We start from the raw sequence: 20,131 nt of genomic DNA on the forward strand, positions 1-20,131 counted from the left end.
CTGAACGTAGCAGGGAAAGCAGGCTAACGGAACAGGAGTCCCGTTATGGCGGGCGCTGAGATGGCGCCGCCGGACACCAGGTCCGGCGGCCGCCTCGCGTCCGGGGCGTCCCGGGCGTCAGTCGGTGGCGAAGGTCGCGGCCAGCGCGTCGGCGAGCCCCGGCACCAGACCGGCGCCGGTCAGCACCTCGGTCGCGGCGTCCTTCTCGCGCAGCCGCACCGCCGACTCGCGCTTCCCGTCCCGCAGCACGGCGACGGTCATCCGGACCTCCTGGCGCTCCGGGTGCTCCGCGACCCAGGACGCCAGCTGGGTGTCGTCCAGGTCCTTCGGCACGGAGGACTCGGCGGACGGCGGCAGCATCAGCCGCTCCACGGTCATGGCGCAGCCGATCACGGCGTCGGGCCAGGCGATGGTGGCCAGGAATTCGTCGAGCGGGGTCTGTGCGGGCAGCTCGTCCTGCTCGATGGGGGTGAAGGTCGCCGCGGGCTCGTCGGTGCTCTCGTCGAGCCCGAGCTGGCCGGCCAGCTCGGGCTCCTGGGCGCGCAGCTGGGCGGTGTCGACGAGGGCGAAGAGCCGGGCGGGCTGATCCCAGCCGAGCCCGGAGGCGTAGTCGTCGATCTCCAGGACGGCGCGGGTGAGCGGATTCGCGGCAAGAGGGCTGGTACCAGGGGTTGCGTTGGACATGGTTCATATCGTGCCCTGATCGGACCCGGAATCGGGAACTGAGTAAAGCCTGAGTAAGTTGCATCAGGTGGGCCCATCTGTCCGGGCCCGTATCGACAACAGCGAACTTCGAGGTGCGCACCTTGGCTTTCCAGATGCCGGACCGCGGCGGAGGCCCGACGGGACCGCGGATCAGAGTGGGCCGACCGTCTCGGCGAGTCCGGACCCTGTTCATGACCCTGGGTGTGCTGGCCGTGCTGGCCATGCTCTTCGTCATGTTCGCGGGGTTTTGGACGGATTGGCTCTGGTATCGGTCGCTTCATTACTCTTCGGTCTTCAGTACCACTCTGCGGACCAAGATCGGGTTGTTCTTCGTCTTCGGTCTGCTGATGTCCGCGGCCGTCGGGGTCAACATCTGGCTGGCGCACCGGCTGCGGCCGCCGCTGAGCGCGATGTCGATGGAGCAGCAGAGCCTCGACCGGTACCGGATGGGCATCGCCCCGTTCAAGAAGTGGGTGCTGCTCGCGGTCACCGCGCTGGTCGGCCTGATCGCCGGGGCCTCCGCGGCCGGGCAGTGGCGGCTGTGGCTGCTGTGGATCAACAGCGTGCCCTTCGGCCAGAAGGACGCCGAGTTCCACAAGGACGTCTCCTTCTTCGCCTTCGACCTGCCCTGGTACCGCTTCCTGCTGAGCTTCGGCTTCGCGGCCACGGTGCTCTCCCTGATCGCCGCGGCCCTGGTGCACTACCTCTACGGGGGCCTGCGCGTCACCAGCCCGGGCGCCCGGGCGACGGGCGCGGCCACCGGGCATCTGTCGGTGCTGGTGGGCGTCTTCGTGGCGCTCAAGGCCGTCGCGTACTGGCTGGACCGGTACGGCCTGGCGGTGAAGTCGAGCGACTTCAAGGCGACGGACAACTGGACCGGTCTGCGCTATGTGGACGCCAACGCCTATCTGCCCGCGAAGACGATCCTCTTCTGCATCGCGGTCATCTGCGCGCTGCTGTTCTTCGCGACGCTGTGGCGGCGCACCTGGCAGCTTCCGGTGATCGGCTTCGGGCTGATGGTGCTCTCGGCGATCCTGATCGGCGGGCTCTACCCGGCGATCGTGCAGAAGTTCCAGGTCCAGCCGAACGAGCAGGCCAAGGAGTCGCCGTACATCAAGAAGAACATCGAGGCCACGCGCGACGCGTACGGCATCGATGCCTCCAAGGTGGCGGACTACACCGGCAAGACCGATGACAAGGGCAGCGCCGAGCTGCGCCAGACCGCCGATTCGACGGCCAGTTACCGGCTGATCGACCCGAGCGTCGTCTCGCCGACCTTCCAGCAGCTCCAGCAGAAGCGGAAGTACTACCAGTTCCCGTCGACCCTGGATGTCGACCGCTACAAGGACGCCAACGGCAAGGACCAGGACACCGTCGTCGGTGTGCGTGAGCTGAACCTCGCCGGTGTGCCCAAGCGGAACTGGATCAACGACCACTTCACCTACACCCACGGCTACGGCATGATCGCGGCCAAGGGCACCAGCCCGGACCCCGAGGCGGACCAGCAGGGGGCCCCGGACTTCACCGAGGCCGGGCTGCCGACCAGCGGGAACCCGCCCGGCAGCGGGCTGCGGACCTACCGGCAGCAGGTCTACTACGGCGAGAAGACCAACCAGTACTCGATCGTGGGCGGCCCGCAGAAGGAGCTGGACTACGAGGACAACGGGGAGAAGACCACCAGCTACAAGGGCAAGAGCGGGGTCAGCCTCTCCAACCCGGTCAACCGGGCCGCCTACGCGGTGGCGTTCGGCGAGCCGCAGATCCTCTACTCCGGCGCCATCGGCGAGGGTTCGCGGATCCTGTACAACCGCACGCCCAAGGAGCGCGTCGAGAAGGTCGCCCCGTGGCTGACCATCGACGGGGACGCCTACCCGGCGGTGGTCGACGGCCGCATCAAGTGGGTCGTGGACGCCTACACCACCACCAACGGCTATCCGTACGCCTCGCGGACCACCCTCGGCGACAGCACGGCCGACTCGCTGAGCGGCCGGGACCGCTCGGTGGTCGCCCAGCAGAACAAGGTCAACTACATCCGGAACTCGGTGAAGGCGACCGTCGACGCGTACGACGGCTCCGTCGACCTGTACGAGTGGGACACCAAGGACCCGGTGCTCAAGACCTGGAAGAAGGCCTTCCCGGGCACGGTCAAGCCGAAGAGCGCGATCAGTGACCAGCTGAAGGAGCATCTGCGGTATCCGCAGGACCTGTTCAAGGTCCAGCGCGAGCTGCTGACCCGCTACCACGTCACCGACCCGCAGCAGTTCTACAGTGGCAGTGACGCCTGGCAGGTGCCGGACGACCCCACCCGTAAGGATGGCAGCGCGGTTCCGCCGTACTACTTGAGCATGAAGATGCCGGACCAGAAGGAGCGGGCGTTCTCACTGACGACGACGTTCACTCCCAACGGGCGGCCCACGCTCGGGGCGTTCATGTCCGTCGACGCGGACGCCAAGAGCAAGGACTACGGCACCATAAGGATGCTCAAGGTCACCAATGACGTGCCCGGTCCACAGCAGGTGCAGAGCAAGCTCAACGGCACCCCCGAAGTGGCCGAGTTCGTCCGGAACCTCCGGGGCACCGACTCGGACATCGAGTACGGCAACCTGCTGACGGTGCCGTTCAACGGAGGCTTCCTCTATATCGAGCCGGTGTACGCGCGGGGCGGTAACTCCAACTACCCGCTGCTCAAGAAGGTGGGCGTCTCCTACAACGGCAACGAACCCGCCTTCAAGAACACCCTGCCCGAGGCGCTGGACGCGGTCTTCGGTGAGGATCCGGACGGCGGGGATACGGACGGCGGGGAGCAGCAGCCGCCGGACGACAGCACCGGGAAGCCGAGCGCCGACCCCACGGTGCAGGAGGCGCTGAAGGACGCCGGCAAGGCCTGGGAGGACAGCCAGAAGGCGCTGGAGCAGAAGCCCCAGGACTGGGAGGCATACGGCAGGGCCCAGGAGGACCTCAAGGACGCTCTGGACAAGGCCGCCGAGGCGGAGCAGAAGGCCGCAGAGAAGAAGAAGAGCGGCTGAGACGCCCGCGACCAGGGGAAACCCCGCGCCGTGGTAGAGTTGTGAACACAACGGCGCGGGGTGGAGCAGCTCGGTAGCTCGCTGGGCTCATAACCCAGAGGTCGCAGGTTCAAATCCTGTCCCCGCTACTGACAGACGAGGCCCGGATCCGCAAGGATCCGGGCCTCGTTGTATGTCTACTCAACGATTCGGGATACAAGCGTTTGGGTTGTCTCTCTGTGGGCAAGTCGACAAAACGCTGAAGTGACCTCACTGGCTGCGGTATACCAGGTGTACGGCGGATGCGGGTGATGCCACGATGGAATTTATGGGGGACAGGGTCAGTCTGTTGGAGACAGGGCGTTTTGCGCACACGCATGACGATGCCGAGGAAGAGACACGGCACCGCCGGGCGGCCGAGTCCGGCGATACGGGGTCGATGAGCGCACTGGGCGCGCTGCTGCTGCGCCGTGGCGACCTCGATGGCGCCGAGCCGTATCTGCGGGGCGCCACGGCCGCTGGTGACCGTGCCGCCGCCAACAACCTCGGCGTCCTGCTCCACCAGCGCGGGTACGCCGACGAGGCGGCCGGCTGGTGGCGCGTCGCCGCCGTCGCGGGATCCGCCGCGGCCGCGCACGCCCTCGGCCGCCACCACCGTGAGCGCGGCGACGAACCGGCCGCCGAGTACTGGCTGCGCCAGTCCGCCGAATCCGGCCACACCCTGGGCGCGTACGCACTCGCCGACCTGCTCGAACACCGCAGCGACATCGGTGCCGAGCGGTGGTTCCGCACGGCCGCCGAGCGCGGCCACCGCGAGGCCGCGTACTGCCTCGCCCGCCTCCTCGACCACACCGACGACGAGAGCGGCGAGGAGCGCGCCGGGGAGCGCGGCCGGACCGGTACCGACGCGGAGCCCGAGGAGGCCGAGCAGTGGTACCGGCAGGCCGCCGCGCGCGGCCACCGGCGCGCCGCGCTCTGCCTCGGCACGCTGCTGGAGAAGCGCGGCGAGACCCAGGAGGCGGGCCGCTGGTACCTGACGTCCGCCAAGGACGGCGAGCCCCGCGCCGCCTGCGCGCTCGGCTTCCTGCTGCGCGACGCGGGCGACACCGACAGCGCCGCGGAGTGGTGGCGCCGCGCCGCCCAGGACGGCGACGGCAACGCGGCCAACGCGCTCGGCGCGCTCCACGCCGACCGGGGCGAGACCCAGACCGCCGAGCGCTGGTACCGGGCCGCCCTGGACGCCGGGGACATCAACGGCGCGTACAACCTCGGCCTGCTCTGCGCCGAGCAGGGCCGCACCGCCCAGGCCGAGCAGTGGTACCGCCGCGCCGCCTACGCCGGGCACCGCGAGGCCGCCAACGCGGTCGCCGTCCTGCTGCTCCAGCGCGGCGACGCGGCGGGCGCCGAGCCGTGGTTCTCCAAGGCCGCCGAGGCGGGCAGCGTCGACGCCGCGTTCAACCTGGGCATCCTCTACGCGGGCCGGGACGAGGAGCGGGCCGCCCGGCAGTGGTACGAGCGGGCCGCGGCCGCCGGGCACACCGAGGCGGCCCTCCAGGTCGGCATCGCCCTGCTGCGGGAGGGCGACCACCAGGCGGCCGAGCGCCATCTGCGCTGCGCCGCGGGCGGCGGCAGCGCCGAGGCGGCCTTCCGGCTGGCGGCGCTGCTGGACCGCTCGTCGGTCGGCGGCGACCCCGCGGCGACCGGCACCGGCTTCAGTTCCGGGACGCGGTTCCCGGTCGCGCCGGACGACGGCTCCGTGCCCGAGTACGAGGAGTGGTACGAGCGGGCCGCCCGCCAGGGCCACCGGCGCGCCCAGGTGCGCGTCGGCATGCTCGCGGCCTCCCGTGGCGAGGTGGTCGAGGCGGCCAGCTGGTACCGGATGGCCGCCGAGGCGGGCAGCAGCAACGGGGCGTTCAACCTGGGGCTGCTGCTGGCCCGCGAGGGCAGCGAGCCGGAGGCCGCCCTGTGGTGGACGCGCGCGGCCGGGGCCGGGCACGGCCGCGCCGCGCTGCGCCTGGCGCTGCTCGCGGCCCGCCGTGGCGCGCTGGCCGAGGGGCAGCGGTGGTGCGGCCGGGCGGTCGAGCTGGGCCCGGCGGAGGTCGCCGAGCGGGCGGCCCGGCTGCGGGACGCGCTGCAGCAGGAGCTGACCGCGTAGACCCGCGCGGATGACGCCCGGGTAACCGATTTGCTTCCGGAGTTGGCCTCGGGTTAATGTTTCACCACACCGACGCGGGGTGGAGCAGCTCGGTAGCTCGCTGGGCTCATAACCCAGAGGTCGCAGGTTCAAATCCTGTCCCCGCTACGAGAACGAAGGGCCCGGATCCTCAAGGATCCGGGCCCTTCGTCATGGATGAGCCCCTGCCAGGGCGCCGGGAGGCGCCCCGCCAGGGGCTTTCGTATCAGGCCGCGCAGTCCGGGCAGAGCCCGCGGTAGGTCACCTCGACCGCGGAGACCGCGAAGCCGAAGCGTTCCCGCGCGGGCAGGTCCGCCAGCGGGTCGCCGACGGGGTGGACGTCGCGGATCGTCCCGCAGCGCGCGCACACCAGGTGCTGGTGCGCGTGGTGCGCGTTCGGGTCGTAGCGCTTCGCCCTGCCGTCCGTGCTGACCTCGATCACCTCGCCGAGCGAGACCAGCTCGCCGAGGGTGTTGTAGACCGTCGCGCGGGAGATCTCGGGCAGACGGCCGGCCGCCAGCGCGTGTACCTCGTCGGCGGTGTAGTGCACGTGGTCCCCGTCGAGGACCTCGGCGACGACACGCCGCTGCGCGGTCAGCCGCCAGCCGCGCCCCCGGAGTCGTTTCAGCAGGTCACTCATGCCATTCACCTATCAGTCAGATAAGGCCAGGGTAGCAGTGGCTGCGTCCATGACCGGAACGGGTATGACCCTCCACATCCTCTTGACTTAGACAAAGTCCAATGTAGGATCGAATCCGATCGAGAATGCGGGAGGCGCACGTGACGGTCCAGGACAACACCACGGGTCCGCTGACCACGGAGTCCGGTGCTCCGGTGGCGGACAACCAGAACAGCGAGACGGCGGGCGCCGGGGGACCGGTCCTGGTCCAGGACCAGCACCTGATCGAGAAGCTCGCCCACTTCAACCGCGAGCGCATCCCGGAGCGGGTCGTCCACGCGCGCGGCGCCGGTGCGTACGGCACCTTCACGCTGACCCGTGACGTCTCCCGGTGGACGCGCGCGGCGTTCCTCTCCGAGGTCGGCAAGCAGACCGAGACGTTCCTGCGCTTCTCGACGGTCGCGGGCAACCTCGGCTCGGCGGACGCGGTGCGCGACCCGCGCGGCTTCGCGCTGAAGTTCTACACCGAGGACGGCAACTACGACCTGGTCGGGAACAACACCCCGGTGTTCTTCATCAAGGACGCCATCAAGTTCCCCGACTTCATCCACACCCAGAAGCGCGACCCGTACACCGGCTCCCAGGAGGCGGACAACGTCTGGGACTTCTGGGGTCTGTCGCCCGAGTCCACCCACCAGGTGACCTGGCTGTTCGGCGACCGAGGCATCCCCGCCTCGTACCGCCACATGAACGGCTACGGTTCGCACACCTTCCAGTGGAACAACGCGGCGGGTGAGGTCTTCTGGGTCAAGTACCACTTCAAGACCGACCAGGGCATCAAGAACCTGACCTCGGAAGAGGCCGCGGTGCTCGCGGGCCAGGACCCGGACAGCCACCAGCGCGATCTGCGCGAGTCCATCGAGCGCGGGGAGTTCCCGACCTGGACCGTGCAGGTGCAGATCATGCCGGAGGCGGACGCGGCGGCGTACCGCTTCAACCCGTTCGACCTGACCAAGGTCTGGCCGCACGAGGACTACCCGCCGATCGAGATCGGCACCCTGGAGCTGAACCGCAACCCGCGGAACGTCTTCGCCGAGGTCGAGCAGTCGGTCTTCTCGCCCGCCCATCTGGTGCCCGGCATCGGCCCGTCCCCGGACAAGATGCTGCAGGGCCGTCTCTTCGCGTACGGCGACGCCCACCGCTACCGCGTCGGCGTCAACGCCGACCATCTGCCGGTGAACCGCCCGCACGCCGCCGAGGCGCGCACCCACGGCCGTGACGGCTTCCTGTACGACGGCCGCCACGCGGGCGCCAAGAACTACGAGCCGAACAGCTTCGGCGGCCCGGCGGAGACCGGCCGGCCGCTGTGGCAGCCGTCCACGGTCGGCGGCGTGACCGGTGACCACGAGGCGCCCTCGCATGCCGAGGACGACGACTTCGGCCAGGCGGGCACCCTCTACCGGCTGATGTCGGACGAGGAGAAGGAGCGTCTGATCGCCAACCTCGCGGGCTTCATCGCGCAGGTCTCGCGCGATGACATCGCGCGGCGGGCGATCGAGAACTTCCGCACGGCGGACGCCGACTACGGCAAGCGGCTGGAGGCCGCGGTCCAGGCCCTGCGCGGCTAGGCGGCTTGCCGTACTACCCGAAGAGGCCGGACGCCGCTGGGCTCCGGCCTCTTCGTGCTGGGCGGGCCCTGTGAGGTCAGGCCAGCGCGGGCTGCTGGGCCGGGGTCCAGCAGCGGATGATGTCGCGCACCGACACCACCCCCACCGGGTCACCCGCGTCCAGGACGATCAGGTGGCGGAAGCCGCCCTGGCACATCGTGCGGGCGGCCTCCTCCAGGGTCCACCCGGGGGCGGCGAAGACGGCGTCGGCGGTGGTGTGGGCGTGTGCGGTCTCATGGTCCGGGTCCTGGCCCGAGCCGAGCGAGTTGAGGACGTCCCGTTCGGTGAGGATGCCGAGGTTGCTGGTGTCGGGGTCGAGCACGATGGCCGACCCGACGCGGCGGTCGGACATCAGCCGGGCGGCCTGACGGAGCGTATGTGCGGGGCCGATGGTCAGGACCACCGAGCTCATGGCGTCGCGGACGTACATGGGCATGGATGGGGACACCTCCTTGGAGGGAATCCGCGCGGACCGCGCAGACGGCGTTCGAGAACGGATTCACAAGTTCACAAGGTCCTGAATTCTCATGTTCACATGCTCGGCCGGACTCAACAAGGGCGCGCGGGAGTCGACCCGCCGCCTGATGCGCTCATACGCTCCGTTGACAGGCCCCTACGAGCCCAGGTAATCCAGCATCGTGCCGTGCAGCAGCCCGTTGGACGCCGCCGCGTCGCCGCTGTTCGGGCCCGGTACGCCGTCGAGCCCGGTGAAGCGGCCGCCCGCCTCCTGGACGATCACCGCGTTGGCCGCCATGTCCCACAGGGACAGTTCCGGCTCGGCGCACAGGTCCACCGATCCCTCGGCGACCATCATGTACGGCCAGAAGTCGCCGTAGCCACGGGTGCGCCAGCAGGCGCGGGTCAGGTCGAGGAAGCCGTTCAGCCTGCCGCGCTCCTCCCAGCCGCTGATCGAGGAGTACGCGAACGACGCGTCCCCCAGGTCGGCCACCTTCGAGACGTGCAGCCGGGACGCCGACGACAGGCTCCGCCCGGTGTACGCGCCCAGCCCCTCGGCGGCCCACCAGCGGCGGCCCAGCGCCGGTGCCGAGACCACGCCGACCACGGGCCGGTCGCCGCCCGCGCCGCGCTCCATGAGCGCGATCAGGGTGGCCCAGACCGGCACCCCGCGCACGTAGTTCTTGGTGCCGTCGATCGGGTCGACCACCCAGCGCCGCGGCCCGGTGCCCTGGCTGCCGAATTCCTCGCCGAGGACCGCGTCCCGGGGGCGGGCGCGCTGGAGCTGGGAGCGGATCAGCTCCTCGGCCGCCTTGTCGGCCTCGCTCACCGGCGTCATGTCGGGTTTCGTCTCGACCTTGAGGTCGAGTGCCTTGAAGCGCTCCATGGTCTGGGCGTCGGCGGCGTCGGCCAGTACGTGGGCGAAACGCAGGTCATCGTGGTAGTCGGCCATGGCCGAACAGTATCTATCCGCACCGGGGCGATCCACAGGAGGCTATTGACAGCATCTGGCGGACCGTCAATTCTGTGCGGGCAGGGGTCTGGGAGGCGACGATGCCCGCAGCGCGTGAAGCGTTACTGGAGGCGGCCTTCGCCGCCCTCGCGAGCCGTCCATGGGCCAGGATCCGGATGACTGACGTCGCCGCCTCGGCCGGAGTGTCACGGCAGACCCTCTACAACGAGTTCGGCGGCAAGGACGGCCTCGCGCTGGCCCTGGTGCGGCGCGAGGCCGAGCGGTATCTCAGCGGCGTCGAGCGGGCCCTGACCGGGGTGCCGGGCGCCGCCGGGCCCGGTGAGCGGCTGGCGGCCGCGGCCGTGTGGACGGTCCGGGCCGGGACCGAGAACCCGCTGGTGCGGGCGGCGCTCACCGGATGCTGGAACGAACGGCTGCCGTCCCCCGTGCATCCCGCCCCGGCCGGTGACCCGCCGCGCTCGTCCGGCTCACCCCGCTCGTCCCGCTCGCGCCGGGCCGCCGCCGGGGAGCCGGTGCCCACGCCCGTCGACCTGCTGGGCCAGGCGCGGGACCGGGCGGTGCGGCTGCTGGCGGCGGAGTGGCCGCCGGGCGGCCCGGTGGAGCTGGCCCGGGCCTGCGACACGGCCGCGCGGCTGGCGCTGTCGTACGTCCTGGTGCCCGCGCCCGCCGTGGAGGTGGCGAGCGCGGTACGGGGCGCCCTCGGCCGTAGCGTCTAGTGCCCCGAGCCGGAGAGCTGGAGGCCCACCACGCCGATGATCACCAGCGTGATGGAGACGATCTTCAGCACGGAGACCAGGTCATTCAGGAAGACCATGCCGTAGATCGCCGTCCCGGCCGCTCCGATGCCCGTCCACACCGCGTACGCGGGCCCCACGTCGAGCTTCTTCAGGGAGATCGTCAGCAGCCCGAAGCTGCCGAGCGCGAACGCGCAGAACGCGATCGTCGGCCAGAGCCTGGTGAACCCGTGCGAGAGCTTGAGGCAGACGGCGAAGCCCGTTTCCAGAAGCCCGGCGACCACGACCAGCAGCCACGCCATCGAATCTCCTTCACGCGTTGACGCGGAGCGCTGTCGATCCGCTACGCTTCGTGTTGCGCCGTTGGGCGCCGGTCAGGGCTTGGCCGTCACGAGGCCGCCATGGCGGCCGAGCGAGAAGCCCCCTCCTGCGGGAGGGGGAGGAGTCACACAGATGTCCTCCCGTAAGGGTTTAGGGCTGCTGTCTCGCCCGCCTGGGTTCTGGCCAGGGCTACCGGATGTGATTATCCATTTACTCCGGCAGCGGGCGACAAACACCGCGTCGGCGGGGCGGGTCAGTCGCCCTCCCGCCGCTCGCGGGTGGCCAGCAGCCTCCGCAGGGAGTACAGCCGCGCCGGGTCGGCGTGGCCGTCGGTCACCCACTGGTCCAGGGCGCAGTCCGGCTCGTCGTGGCTGCAGGCGCGCGGGCACTCCTCGGTGCCCGGCCGCAGATCGGGGAAGGCGCCGATGACCCGGGTGGGGTCCACATGGTGCAGTCCGAAGGACCGCACGCCCGGGGTGTCGATCACCCATCCCTTGTCGTCCGGAAGGGGCAGCGCGAGCGCCGAGGTGGTGGTGTGGCGGCCTCGGCCGGTGACCGCGTTCACCCGTCCGGTGGCCCGTTTGCGCTCCGGCACCAGGGCGTTGACCAGAGTGGTCTTGCCGACGCCGGAGTGGCCGACGAAGACCGTGATCCGGTCCGCGAGCCGCTCGCGCACGCGGTCCGCGGCCTCCCCGCCCGCCAGCTCGTCGCGGTTGGTGACGACGAAGGGCACGCCGAGCGTCCGGTAGGTCTCCAGGATGCCTTCGGCGGGCGCCAGATCGGACTTGGTGAGCACGAGCAGCGGTTCGAGCCCGGCGTCGAACGCGGCCACCAGACAGCGGTCGATGAGCCGGGGCCGCGGCTCGGGGTCGGCGAGGGCGGTGACGATGGCCAGCTGCTCGGCGTTGGCGACGACCACCCGCTCGAACGGATCGTCGTCATCGGCGGTCCTGCGCAGCACCGAGGACCGCTCCTCGACGCGCACCACGCGCGCGAGGGTGTCCTTGGCGCCGGACAGGTCGCCGACGACCGCCACCCGGTCGCCGACCACGACGCCCTTGCGGCCGAGTTCGCGGGCCTTCATGGCGATGATCGTGCGGTCCTGGATGAGGACATGGAGACGGCCCCGGTCGACCGTCAGGACCATGCCCTCGGAGGCGTCCTCGTGTTTGGGGCGGATGTGGGTACGCGGACGATTGCCCTTGCGGTTCGGGCGGACCCGTACGTCGTCCTCGTCGGTGTGCTTGCCGTAGCGGCGCATGGCGGAACGCCTCAGGCTCCCCGCGCCGGGGATGGTGTCGCGTCGAGCATTCCGGTCCACAGGCCGGGGAAGTCGGGCAGGGTCTTGGCCGTGGTCGCCACGTTCTCGATCTGCACGCCCTCGACGGTCAGGCCCAGGACGGCGGCGGCGGTGGCCAGCCGGTGGTCCTCGTAGGTGTGGAAGATCCCGCCGTGCAGCGGGCGCGGACGGATGCGCAGCCCGTCCTCGGTCTCCACGGCGTCGCCGCCGAGTTCGTTGATCTCCTTGGCGAGGGCGGCCAGCCGGTCGGTCTCGTGCAGCCGCAGATGGGCGATGCCGCGCAGGACGGACTCGGAGTCGGCCAGCGCCGCGACCGCCGCGATCACCGGGGTCAGCTCGCCGACCTCGTGGAGATCGGCGTCGATGCCGGTGATCCGGCCGGTGCCGGTGAAGGTCAGCCCGGCCTCGGTCAGCTCGCAGGAACCGCCCATGTCGGTGAAGATCCGGCGCAGCGCGTCACCGGGCTGGGTGGTGTGCTCCGGCCAGTCCGGGATGGTCACCCGGCCGCCGGTGACCAGGGCGGCGGCCAGGAACGGCGCCGCGTTGGACAGATCGGGCTCGACGACCAGGTCCCGGCCGAGCAGCGCGCTCGGCGCGACCCGCCAGACGCCCTGCTCGCCGCCCGCCTCCGGGGTGTCGACCCGCGCGCCCGCCGCGCGCAGCATGTCGACGGTCATCCGGATGTGCGGCAGGGAGGGCAGCGCGGCGCCGATGTGACGCACCTCCACGCCCTGGTTGAAGCGCGGCGCGGACAGCAGCAGCGCGCTGACGAACTGGGACGACGCCGAGGCGTCGATGCGGACCGGGCCGCCGTCCAGCGCCCCGCCGCCGTGCACGGTCATCGGCAGCGCGCCGCGGCCGTCGTCGTCGATACGGGCGCCGAGGGCGCGCAGGGCGTCGATCACGCCGTGCAGCGGACGCTCGTACGAGCGCGGGTCGCCGTCGAAGCGGACCGGGCCGTCGGCGAGGGAGGCGACCGGCGGCAGGAAGCGCATCACGGTGCCCGCGTTGCCGACGTCGATGGTGGCCGGGCCGTGGAGTCCGGCGGGGATGACCCGCCATGCCTCGCCGCCGCCGGAGGAGCCGCCCGCGCCGAAGGCGCTGTCGGAGACCGTCTCCTCGATGCCGACGCCCATCGCGCGCAGCGCGTCGGCCATCAGCAGGGTGTCGCGGGAGCGCAGCGGGCGGCGCAGCCAGCCGGGCTCGGCGGCGAGCGCGGCCAGGATCAGACCGCGGTTGGTGACGGACTTCGATCCGGGCACGGTGACGGTCGCGTCGACCGCCCCGTCAGCGGTCGGGGCGGGCCAGAGGGCGGTGTGATCGCCCGGGGAAGTCTCAATGCCGGTCATGGGTCTCACTTTAGTGGCTCACCGAGAGTGCGAATCTCGATCAAAAGTGGCGAAACCCGGTCGAAACACAGCGCTGGTACAGGGGTACGGGTCACAGTCGCAGCAGCCAGCGGCCGCCGCCGATCAGCGAGCACAGCGAGACGACGTGGAAGAGCAGCAGCCACACCACGGCCGGGACATTGGTGAGCCGGGCCAGCTGGTCGGGGTCGGAGTCATGCGCTCCGCCGGACCGCCGCTTGCGCTGGAGTTCGAAGGGCGGACGGACGCCGCCGAGCAGCAGGAACCAGACCACGCCGTAAGCGAACGCGGCCTGTACGTCCGGTTCGGTCAGCCAGGAGACGAGGAAGAAGGCGGCCCCGGCGGTGACGACCGTGAGCACGCCGTACGCGTTGCGGATCATCACCAGCATCACGGCGAGCAGCCCCGTCGTGCCCCACAGCAGCGCGGTGATGTGGTTGGCGGCCAGCAGCCAGGCGCCGAGCAGCCCGATCAGGGAGGGCGCGGTGTAACCGGCGGCCGCCGTGAGGACCATGCCGATGCCGGTGGGCTTGCCGCGCGAGACGGTCAGCCCCGAGGTGTCCGAGTGCAGCCGTATGCCGTCCAGGCGCCGCCCGCTGAGCAGCGCGACCAGTCCGTGGCCGCCCTCGTGGGCGATCGTGATCGCGTTGCGGGATATCCGCCAGGAGGTACGGAAGACGACGACGGCGAGGGCGATCAGCCCGGTGGAGGCGACCAGCCACAGCGTGGGGTCGGGCTGGGCTCCTACGACCCGGTCCCACAGATCGGCGGCGTTCGTTGCGTCCATGTGCGGGCGGCTCCTCGCGTCGGTTGGCGTCGTGGCAGTGTGGCACCTATGTGCGGTCGATACGCAGCGAGCCGGAGACCTGAGGATCTCGTCGGGCTCTTCGGAGTTCAGAAGTGGGAGCCGGAGGAGACGCTGGCGCCCGACTGGAACGTCGCGCCCACCAAGGACGTGTACGCGGTGCTCGAACGCCCGCTCAAAGGCCCCGGGGCCGAGGCCGCCGGGCCGGGGCCGGTCCGCCAGCTGCGGGCGCTGAAGTGGGGCCTCGTACCGTCCTGGTCGAAGTCCCCCGAGGGCGGCGCGAAGATGATCAACGCGCGGGCCGAGACCGTGCACGAGAAGCCCTCGTACCGGCGCCCCTTCGCCTCGCGCCGCTGCATCCTGCCCGCCGACGGCTACTACGAGTGGGTCACCGGGTCGGGGGAGCGGCAGCTGGAGGAGAAGGGGAAGCGCAAACGGCCGCGCAAGCAGCCGTACTTCGTGACCCCGGTGGACGGTTCGGTCATGGCGATGGCCGGGCTGTACGAGTTCTGGCGGGACCGCACGCTGCCGGACGAGCATCCGCGCGCCTGGTGGGTGACCTGCACGGTGATCACCACCGAGGCGGAGCGGGAGCCGTTCGCGGGCGGCGCCGTCGGAGACGAGGGGCCCGGCTCGCTGGCCGACATCCATCCGCGGATGCCGCTCGTCCTCACCGAGGACCGGTGGGACTCCTGGCTGGATCCGGCCCGTACCGACCCCGACGAGCTGCGTCCGCTGCTGGCGCCGCCGCCCGCGGGGCTGCTGCGCGCGTACCCCGTGGCGACCGGGGTGAGTGACGTCCGTAACAACGGACCGGAGCTGCTGACCGAGCTGGAGGGTCCGGAAGAGGGCACTCTGTTCTGATGACGCGCACCTCAGCCCCAGCCCCCACCGCCGAGACCGTGCCGACCCCGGTCGGCGACGCCCGTATCACCTGGCACCACGCCTCCGGCGCGCACACCGTGCTGGCCGTCTCGCACGGCGCGGGCGGTGGCATCGAGGCGCGCGACCTGCGGGCGCTGGCCGTCGCGCTGCCGTCGCGCGGGGTGAGCGTCGCGCTGGTCGAGCAGCCGTGGCGGGTGGCGGGCAAGAAGGTCGCGCCCGCGCCGAAGACCCTCGACACCGGCTGGCGGGCGCTGTGGCCCGCGCTGGAGCGGCCCGGCCTGCCGGTCGTCGCGGGCGGCCGCAGCGCGGGGGCGCGGGTGGCCTGCCGTACGGCGGCCGAGCTGGGCGCCCGCGCGGTGCTGGCGCTGTCCTTCCCGCTGCACCCGCCGGGCAAGCCGGAGAAGTCCCGCGCCGGGGAACTGCTCTCCAGCGGCCTGCCGACACTGGTCGTACAGGGCGGCCGGGACGCCTTCGGACGCCCCGGCGAGTTCCCGGCGCTGCCGGAGGCCATGGAGCTGACGGAGGTGCCGTACGGCGATCACGGCTTCGCCGTGCCGAAGTCCGCGGACCTCACGGAACCGGAGGCCATGGCCGTGATCACCGAGGCCGTCGGGGAGTGGCTGGCGCGCCTCTGAGGGGGGTGTGGGTGAGATCACGGGAATGCCACCCCGGGGGTTGGTGTTACACGAACCGTAGGTACTGACCGCGTAAGAGGCACCAGCACGAGGAGAGGGAGTTCCCCGCATGGGTTCGCTTGCTTGCCCGGCCCGCCCGCACGCCGCTGACCTGGACTGGCGTCAGCTGGAAGCGGAGCAGACCGCGAAGATCGAGGCGGCGGGCGGACCGGATCGTCGTCTATTCTCCGATTCGAGCGGGTCCGCATCGGGTACCGCCGCGAATACGGAGGAGGTGGGTCAGGTCACTGGGACCGACGCAGAGACCGACGGCGTCATCGAGGGAGCGCGGGACGAGCAGCGGCAGGAGACGTCCGCGGAGCGCAACGCGCGCTTCGAGCGGGACGCCCTGACGTACCTCGACCAGATGTACTCCGCCGCGCTGCGCATGACCCGTAATCCGGCCGACGCAGAGGACCTCGTGCAGGAGACGTACGCGAAGGCGTACGGGTCCTTCCACCAATTCCGCGAGGGCACCAACCTCAAGGCGTGGCTGTACCGCATCCTGACCAATACGTTCATCAACTCGTACCGCAAGAAGCAGCGCGAGCCCCAGCGCAGTGCGGCCGAGGAGATCGAGGACTGGCAGCTCGCGCGCGCCGAGTCGCACATGTCGACCGGTCTGCGGTCCGCCGAGTCCCAGGCCCTGGATCACCTGCCGGATTCGGATGTCAAGGAGGCCCTTCAGGCCATTCCCGAGGAGTTCCGGATCGCGGTCTACCTCGCCGATGTCGAGGGGTTTGCGTACAAGGAGATCGCCGACATCATGGGGACACCCATCGGTACGGTGATGTCCCGCCTGCACCGTGGGCGCCGCCAGCTGCGCGGTCTGCTGGAGGACTACGCCCGTGGGCGCGGGCTCGTCCCGGCGGGCGCGTCCGGTGCCGCGGCGGACGAGTCGCACGATCGGAAAGGCGCGGACTCATGAGCTGCGGAGAGCCGCACGAGACGGACTGCTCCGAGGTCCTCGACCATCTCTACGAGTTCCTCGATCGCGAGATGCCTGACGGGGACTGCGCCAAGTTCGAGGTGCACTTCGACGAGTGCTCCCCCTGCCTGGAGAAGTACGGCCTGGAGCAGGCCGTGAAGAAGCTGGTCAAGCGGTGCTGCGGGCATGACGACGTGCCCACCGACCTCCGTTCGAAGGTCATGGGCCGCATCGAGCTGATCCGCTCCGGGCACGCGGTGCCCGAGCGTGAGCTGACCACGGAGGCCGTGGACACGACCGGCGAGGCGTCCGCCCAGGAGTGAGCCGCCCCCGGGCCGCACACGGTGTTCACCGAAGCGGTCCGATCATCACCCGAAGGGGTGCAATCGGGTGGACCATCCGGTCCCGCCCGCCGCATGCGGCCCTATTCTCCCCAATCTGACCCGCCCCTGACGGAGGCGGCGATCCGGATGCGGATGGGGAGGAGGGCGGTCGTTGCGGTCACTTCCTCTCGTCGCGCGCGCCTATGTGGTGAGCGCCGTGCTCGCCGGGGCGCTGTGTGCCGCCCCGGTGCTGAGGCCCCAGACGGCCGTCCCGTGGGCCACGGTGATCCTGCTCGCCGCGGTGTACGCGGTGGGGTCGCGCACGGTGCGGGCCCCGTCCCCCGAATGGTGCAGCCCCGTCCTTCTGGCCGGGGCTTTTCTGCTGCCGCCCGCCGCCGCGGCGCTTGTCGCGGTGCCCGGGGCGCTGCTGGGCCGGGTCGAGCGGGACCCCGCGCCGGTGCGGCGCGCCTGGCGGGCCGCGCAGCTCTCACTGGCCGTCTGGGCCGCCGCGTACGCCTTCCGGGCCCTCAGTGGCCCCTCCGCCCTGCGCGCCGCCGAGAACCCCGGTGTGCCCGGTTTTCCGCGCGCCCTGGCCGCCGCACCGGCCGCCGGGCTCGTGCTGGGGCTGGTCACCGTCGCGCTGGAGGGCGCGGTGCTGGTCCTCGCCGAGCGCCGTTCGGCCCGGGCCGCCTGGCGCGGACGGCACCTGAGCGCGCTGGCGCCCCAGCTGGTCCACGGGCCCGGCGGGCTCGCCATGGCGGTGCTGTGGACCAGCCCGTACGGCCCGGCGGCGGCCCTGCTGGTGCTGCTGCCGATGTACGTCTGCGCCTGCGTCTTCGCGCTCTGTCACCGCGAGCGCGCCGCCCACCAGGCCACCATCCGCGCCCTCGTCCAGGCGGTCGACATCAAGGACCGCTACACCCGGGGCCACAGCGAACGGGTCGGCCGCGCCTCCGTGATGATCGCCCGCGAGCTGGGCATGAGCGGCGACCGGCTGGAGGCCCTGCGCATCGCGGGCATCCTGCACGACGTGGGCAAGCTCGGCGTCCCCACCCGGCTGCTGCGCAAGAACGGCCCGCTGACCCCCGAGGAGCGCCGCGTCATCGAGCTGCACCCCGAATACGGCCACGAGATGGTGCGCGGCATCCGCTTCCTGGGCGAGGCGCGGACGGCCATCCTCCATCACCACGAGCGGCTGGACGGCAGCGGCTATCCGTACGGTCTCGCCGGTGCGCAGATCCCGGAGTTCGCGCGGGTGGTGGCGGTCGCGGACGCCTTCGACGCGATGACCTCGACGCGTACGTACAGCAGGGCCCGGCCGGTGGAGACGGCGGTCAAGGAGCTGAAGCGGTGCGCGGGCTCCCAGTTCGACCCCCGCATGGTGCGCGCCCTGGCCCGCGCCCTGGACCGCCACGGCTGGCACGCGGCGGTCACCGCGGACGCCCGCGCGGACGCCGCCGACGAGCGCGGAAACGTCCCGCCGTCCCCCGCCCCCCTCGTACGCGCCGCGGCCCCACCCGCACACTCCACCGACCCCGGCGACCCCGCATGACCCCCGCCGAGAGCGGCGGCGCCCCCGGCTTCCACGGCGAAGGCCCGCGCCCTGGCCCGGACCGGGACCGGAACGCGGCGGCGTGGGCCGCGAAGCGGGCGGGCGGGGGCGTGGCCGGGCCCCGCCGTCCTGACGGCTTCTCCGGCGGGCTCGGGCGGCTTGCGGCGGCGCACGAGCGCGCGGTCCGGCGGGCGCGGGGGACGCGGGCCGGGGGCCCGGGGCCGGTGCGGCGGCGGGGTGGCCGGGGGGTGCTCGGGGCGGTGTACGGGGCCGCCGGGGTGCTCGCCGTGGTGGCGCTCGCCTGGACGGAGTGGCACGGCATACGCGAGCCGGGGGCGGCGCTCGCCTTCGGGCTGCTCATCGCCGTCGGGGAAGCCATCCGGTGCTGTGACGCCCCGGCCGCGCTCCCGCGCGCGAGCGGGGCGCACGAGCAGCGCGGCGAGCCGGCGCCCCTCGCCGCCGCGGGCGCCCTCGGGTACGCCCTGCTGGGGCATCTGGGCGGGGAGCCCACCAGCCATGGGGTGCTCCAGGTCGTCACCGTCGTCGTGGCGGCGTCCCTGACGGGCCTAGTGCCGCGCATGGCGCTCGGGCGCCCGGCCGACCCGGGCCACACCGCCCGCCGCGTGCTCACCGTGGGGTTCGCGGCGACCTGTTTCCAACCGTTGCACCACACCGGCCGGTTGGGCTCCTGGCTGGGGCACGGTCCCGCCCTCGTCGGCTACTTGCTGGGCGTACTGGCCCTGACCGCGCTGTGCGACGTGGTGCTCGCGGCCGCCCTGGCCCGCGCCCGCACCGGGTGGCCGTACGGGCCGCTGCTCCGCGACGAGCTGCGGGCGCTCGGCGGCATAGGGTCGGCGATCTGCGCGACCGGGGTGGTGATGGCGCTCACGGTGGCGGTCGCCGGGCTGTGGGCGCTGCCGGTGCTGGCGCTGCCGCCGCTGCTGATCCAGTACTCGTTCCGCCGCTACGCCGCGATCCGGGCGACCTGCCGCCAGACCATCGCCTCCCTGGCCCGTTCGACCGAGATCGCCGGATACACCCCGGTCGGCCATGCCCGCAAGGTGGCCGGGCTCAGCCGGGCGGTCGGCCGTGAGCTGGGGCTTTCCGAGCCCGCCCTGACTGTGCTGGAATACGCGGCGCTGATGCACGACATCGGGCAGCTGTCCCTGGTGGATCCGGTCCCGGCCGGGGCGACCGAGCCGCTGCCCCGCGCCGAGCAGCGCCGGATCGCGCTGCTGGGGGGTGCCGTGGTACGGCAGACGGGGGTGCCCGCGGAGGTCGCGCAGATCGTCGAACGGCAGGCGGCCCCGTACCGCGAACAGCCGCTGTCCGCGCGTATCGTGCGCGCGGTGAACGCGTACACCGAGGCGGCGGGCGGCCCGGCGGGCGCGGGACAGGCCGCCGGACAGCCCGCCGCGGAGCGGGGTGCGGCCCCGCTGCGCGCCCTGGAGCGGCTGCGGCTGGCCACCGCGCGGGATTTCGATCCGGCGGTGGTCGAAGCGCTGGCGACGGTGCTGTCCCGCCCGGCGTACGACCGCCCCCGGTGAGGAATTCGCCGAGTCATCCGCCGGGGAACAGGGCGGGCAACTCGGTGAGTAACTAGGAACTCGCGGGTAATGAGCGGGTCTCCCAAGAGGCATGGTT

General features: G+C 71.8%; 18 protein-coding genes and 2 tRNA genes. 12 read left to right on the plus strand and 8 right to left on the minus strand.

Annotation, left to right across the window (positions count from 1 at the left end; all coding sequences use genetic code 11):
• Positions 1-117: 117 nt before the first annotated feature.
• Positions 118-684, minus strand: coding sequence for a PPA1309 family protein (locus tag ACWC5C_RS30435; RefSeq protein ID WP_450880590.1), 567 nt, complete (start codon positions 682-684; stop codon positions 118-120).
• Between the two features lie 134 nt (positions 685-818).
• On the opposite strand from ACWC5C_RS30435, the gene ACWC5C_RS30440 reads away from it, so the two are divergent.
• From ACWC5C_RS30440 to ACWC5C_RS30455, 4 genes are all read left to right on the plus strand, one after another.
• Positions 819-3,731, plus strand: coding sequence for a UPF0182 family membrane protein (locus ACWC5C_RS30440; protein WP_450880846.1), 2,913 nt, complete (start codon positions 819-821; stop codon positions 3,729-3,731).
• 54 nt (positions 3,732-3,785) lie between these two features.
• Positions 3,786-3,859: transfer RNA gene (locus ACWC5C_RS30445), tRNA-Met, on the plus strand.
• 179 nt (positions 3,860-4,038) lie between these two features.
• Positions 4,039-5,865, plus strand: coding sequence for a tetratricopeptide repeat protein (locus ACWC5C_RS30450; RefSeq protein ID WP_450880592.1), 1,827 nt, complete (start codon positions 4,039-4,041; stop codon positions 5,863-5,865).
• Between the two features lie 73 nt (positions 5,866-5,938).
• Positions 5,939-6,012 (plus strand) — tRNA-Met (locus ACWC5C_RS30455).
• A gap of 97 nt (positions 6,013-6,109) precedes the next feature.
• Here ACWC5C_RS30455 and ACWC5C_RS30460 read toward each other — a convergent pair.
• Complete coding sequence (locus ACWC5C_RS30460) at positions 6,110-6,523, minus strand: Fur family transcriptional regulator (protein WP_450880594.1); 414 nt, start codon at positions 6,521-6,523, stop codon at positions 6,110-6,112.
• 125 nt (positions 6,524-6,648) lie between these two features.
• Here ACWC5C_RS30460 and ACWC5C_RS30465 point away from each other — a divergent pair, with 125 nt between their 5' ends.
• Positions 6,649-8,130, plus strand: coding sequence for a catalase (locus ACWC5C_RS30465; RefSeq protein WP_450880596.1), 1,482 nt, complete (start codon positions 6,649-6,651; stop codon positions 8,128-8,130).
• 76 nt (positions 8,131-8,206) lie between these two features.
• On the opposite strand, the gene ACWC5C_RS30470 is transcribed toward ACWC5C_RS30465, so the two are convergent.
• Both ACWC5C_RS30470 and hisN read right to left on the minus strand, forming a co-directional pair.
• Complete coding sequence (locus ACWC5C_RS30470; RefSeq protein WP_385440546.1) at positions 8,207-8,599, minus strand: CBS domain-containing protein; 393 nt, start codon at positions 8,597-8,599, stop codon at positions 8,207-8,209.
• 183 nt (positions 8,600-8,782) lie between these two features.
• A complete protein-coding gene (hisN, locus tag ACWC5C_RS30475) occupies positions 8,783-9,577 on the minus strand; it encodes a histidinol-phosphatase (protein WP_450880598.1) in 795 nt (264 codons plus the stop codon).
• Positions 9,578-9,678: 101 nt separating this feature from the next.
• On the opposite strand from hisN, the gene ACWC5C_RS30480 reads away from it, so the two are divergent.
• Entirely contained in the window at positions 9,679-10,314 is a 636-nt protein-coding gene (locus ACWC5C_RS30480) for a TetR/AcrR family transcriptional regulator (protein ID WP_450880600.1), read from the plus strand.
• Here ACWC5C_RS30480 and ACWC5C_RS30485 read toward each other — a convergent pair.
• The 4 genes from ACWC5C_RS30485 to ACWC5C_RS30500 form a co-directional block, all read right to left on the minus strand.
• Positions 10,311-10,634, minus strand: a complete 324-nt coding sequence (locus tag ACWC5C_RS30485; protein WP_385440508.1) for a DMT family transporter — start codon at positions 10,632-10,634, stop codon at positions 10,311-10,313. The two genes, ACWC5C_RS30480 and ACWC5C_RS30485, sit on opposite strands and share 4 nt — an antisense overlap.
• A 272-nt stretch (positions 10,635-10,906) precedes the next feature.
• Complete coding sequence (gene rsgA, locus ACWC5C_RS30490) at positions 10,907-11,914, minus strand: ribosome small subunit-dependent GTPase A (RefSeq protein ID WP_450880602.1); 1,008 nt, start codon at positions 11,912-11,914, stop codon at positions 10,907-10,909.
• Positions 11,915-11,925: 11 nt separating this feature from the next.
• The gene (gene aroA / locus ACWC5C_RS30495; protein WP_450880604.1) at positions 11,926-13,302 is read right to left on the minus strand and encodes a 3-phosphoshikimate 1-carboxyvinyltransferase; all 1,377 of its coding nucleotides are present in this window, start codon (positions 13,300-13,302) and stop codon (positions 11,926-11,928) included.
• A 91-nt stretch (positions 13,303-13,393) separates the two neighbouring features.
• On the minus strand, positions 13,394-14,107 hold the full coding sequence (locus ACWC5C_RS30500) for a M50 family metallopeptidase (RefSeq protein ID WP_385440502.1): 714 nt from the start codon (positions 14,105-14,107) through the stop codon (positions 13,394-13,396).
• Positions 14,108-14,155: 48 nt separating this feature from the next.
• Between ACWC5C_RS30500 and ACWC5C_RS30505 the strand changes: the two genes are divergently transcribed.
• The 6 genes from ACWC5C_RS30505 (at position 14,156) to ACWC5C_RS30530 (ending at position 20,034) form a co-directional block, all read left to right on the plus strand.
• Positions 14,156-14,989 carry an SOS response-associated peptidase gene (locus tag ACWC5C_RS30505; RefSeq protein ID WP_450880606.1) on the plus strand — a complete coding sequence of 278 codons (834 nt, stop codon included), beginning with the start codon at positions 14,156-14,158 and terminating at the stop codon, positions 14,987-14,989.
• On the plus strand, positions 14,989-15,645 hold the full coding sequence (locus ACWC5C_RS30510) for an alpha/beta hydrolase family protein (RefSeq protein WP_450880608.1): 657 nt from the start codon (positions 14,989-14,991) through the stop codon (positions 15,643-15,645). The genes ACWC5C_RS30505 and ACWC5C_RS30510 overlap by 1 nt, the downstream gene beginning before the upstream one ends.
• A 274-nt stretch (positions 15,646-15,919) precedes the next feature.
• Complete coding sequence (locus ACWC5C_RS30515; protein WP_385440544.1) at positions 15,920-16,612, plus strand: sigma-70 family RNA polymerase sigma factor; 693 nt, start codon at positions 15,920-15,922, stop codon at positions 16,610-16,612.
• Positions 16,609-16,935: a mycothiol system anti-sigma-R factor gene (gene rsrA / locus ACWC5C_RS30520; RefSeq protein WP_385440495.1), complete on the plus strand. Its 327-nt coding sequence runs from the start codon at positions 16,609-16,611 to the stop codon at positions 16,933-16,935. Before ACWC5C_RS30515 ends, rsrA begins: the two co-directional genes overlap by 4 nt.
• A 172-nt stretch (positions 16,936-17,107) precedes the next feature.
• The gene (locus ACWC5C_RS30525) at positions 17,108-18,487 is read left to right on the plus strand and encodes an HD-GYP domain-containing protein (protein WP_450880611.1); all 1,380 of its coding nucleotides are present in this window, start codon (positions 17,108-17,110) and stop codon (positions 18,485-18,487) included.
• Positions 18,484-20,034 (plus strand): HD-GYP domain-containing protein, encoded by a 1,551-nt coding sequence (locus ACWC5C_RS30530; protein ID WP_450880613.1) that lies wholly within the window; start codon positions 18,484-18,486, stop codon positions 20,032-20,034. The genes ACWC5C_RS30525 and ACWC5C_RS30530 overlap by 4 nt, the downstream gene beginning before the upstream one ends.
• The last annotated feature ends 97 nt before the right edge of the window (positions 20,035-20,131 follow it).

It is taken from the genome of Streptomyces sp. NPDC001700 (assembly GCF_053596435.1).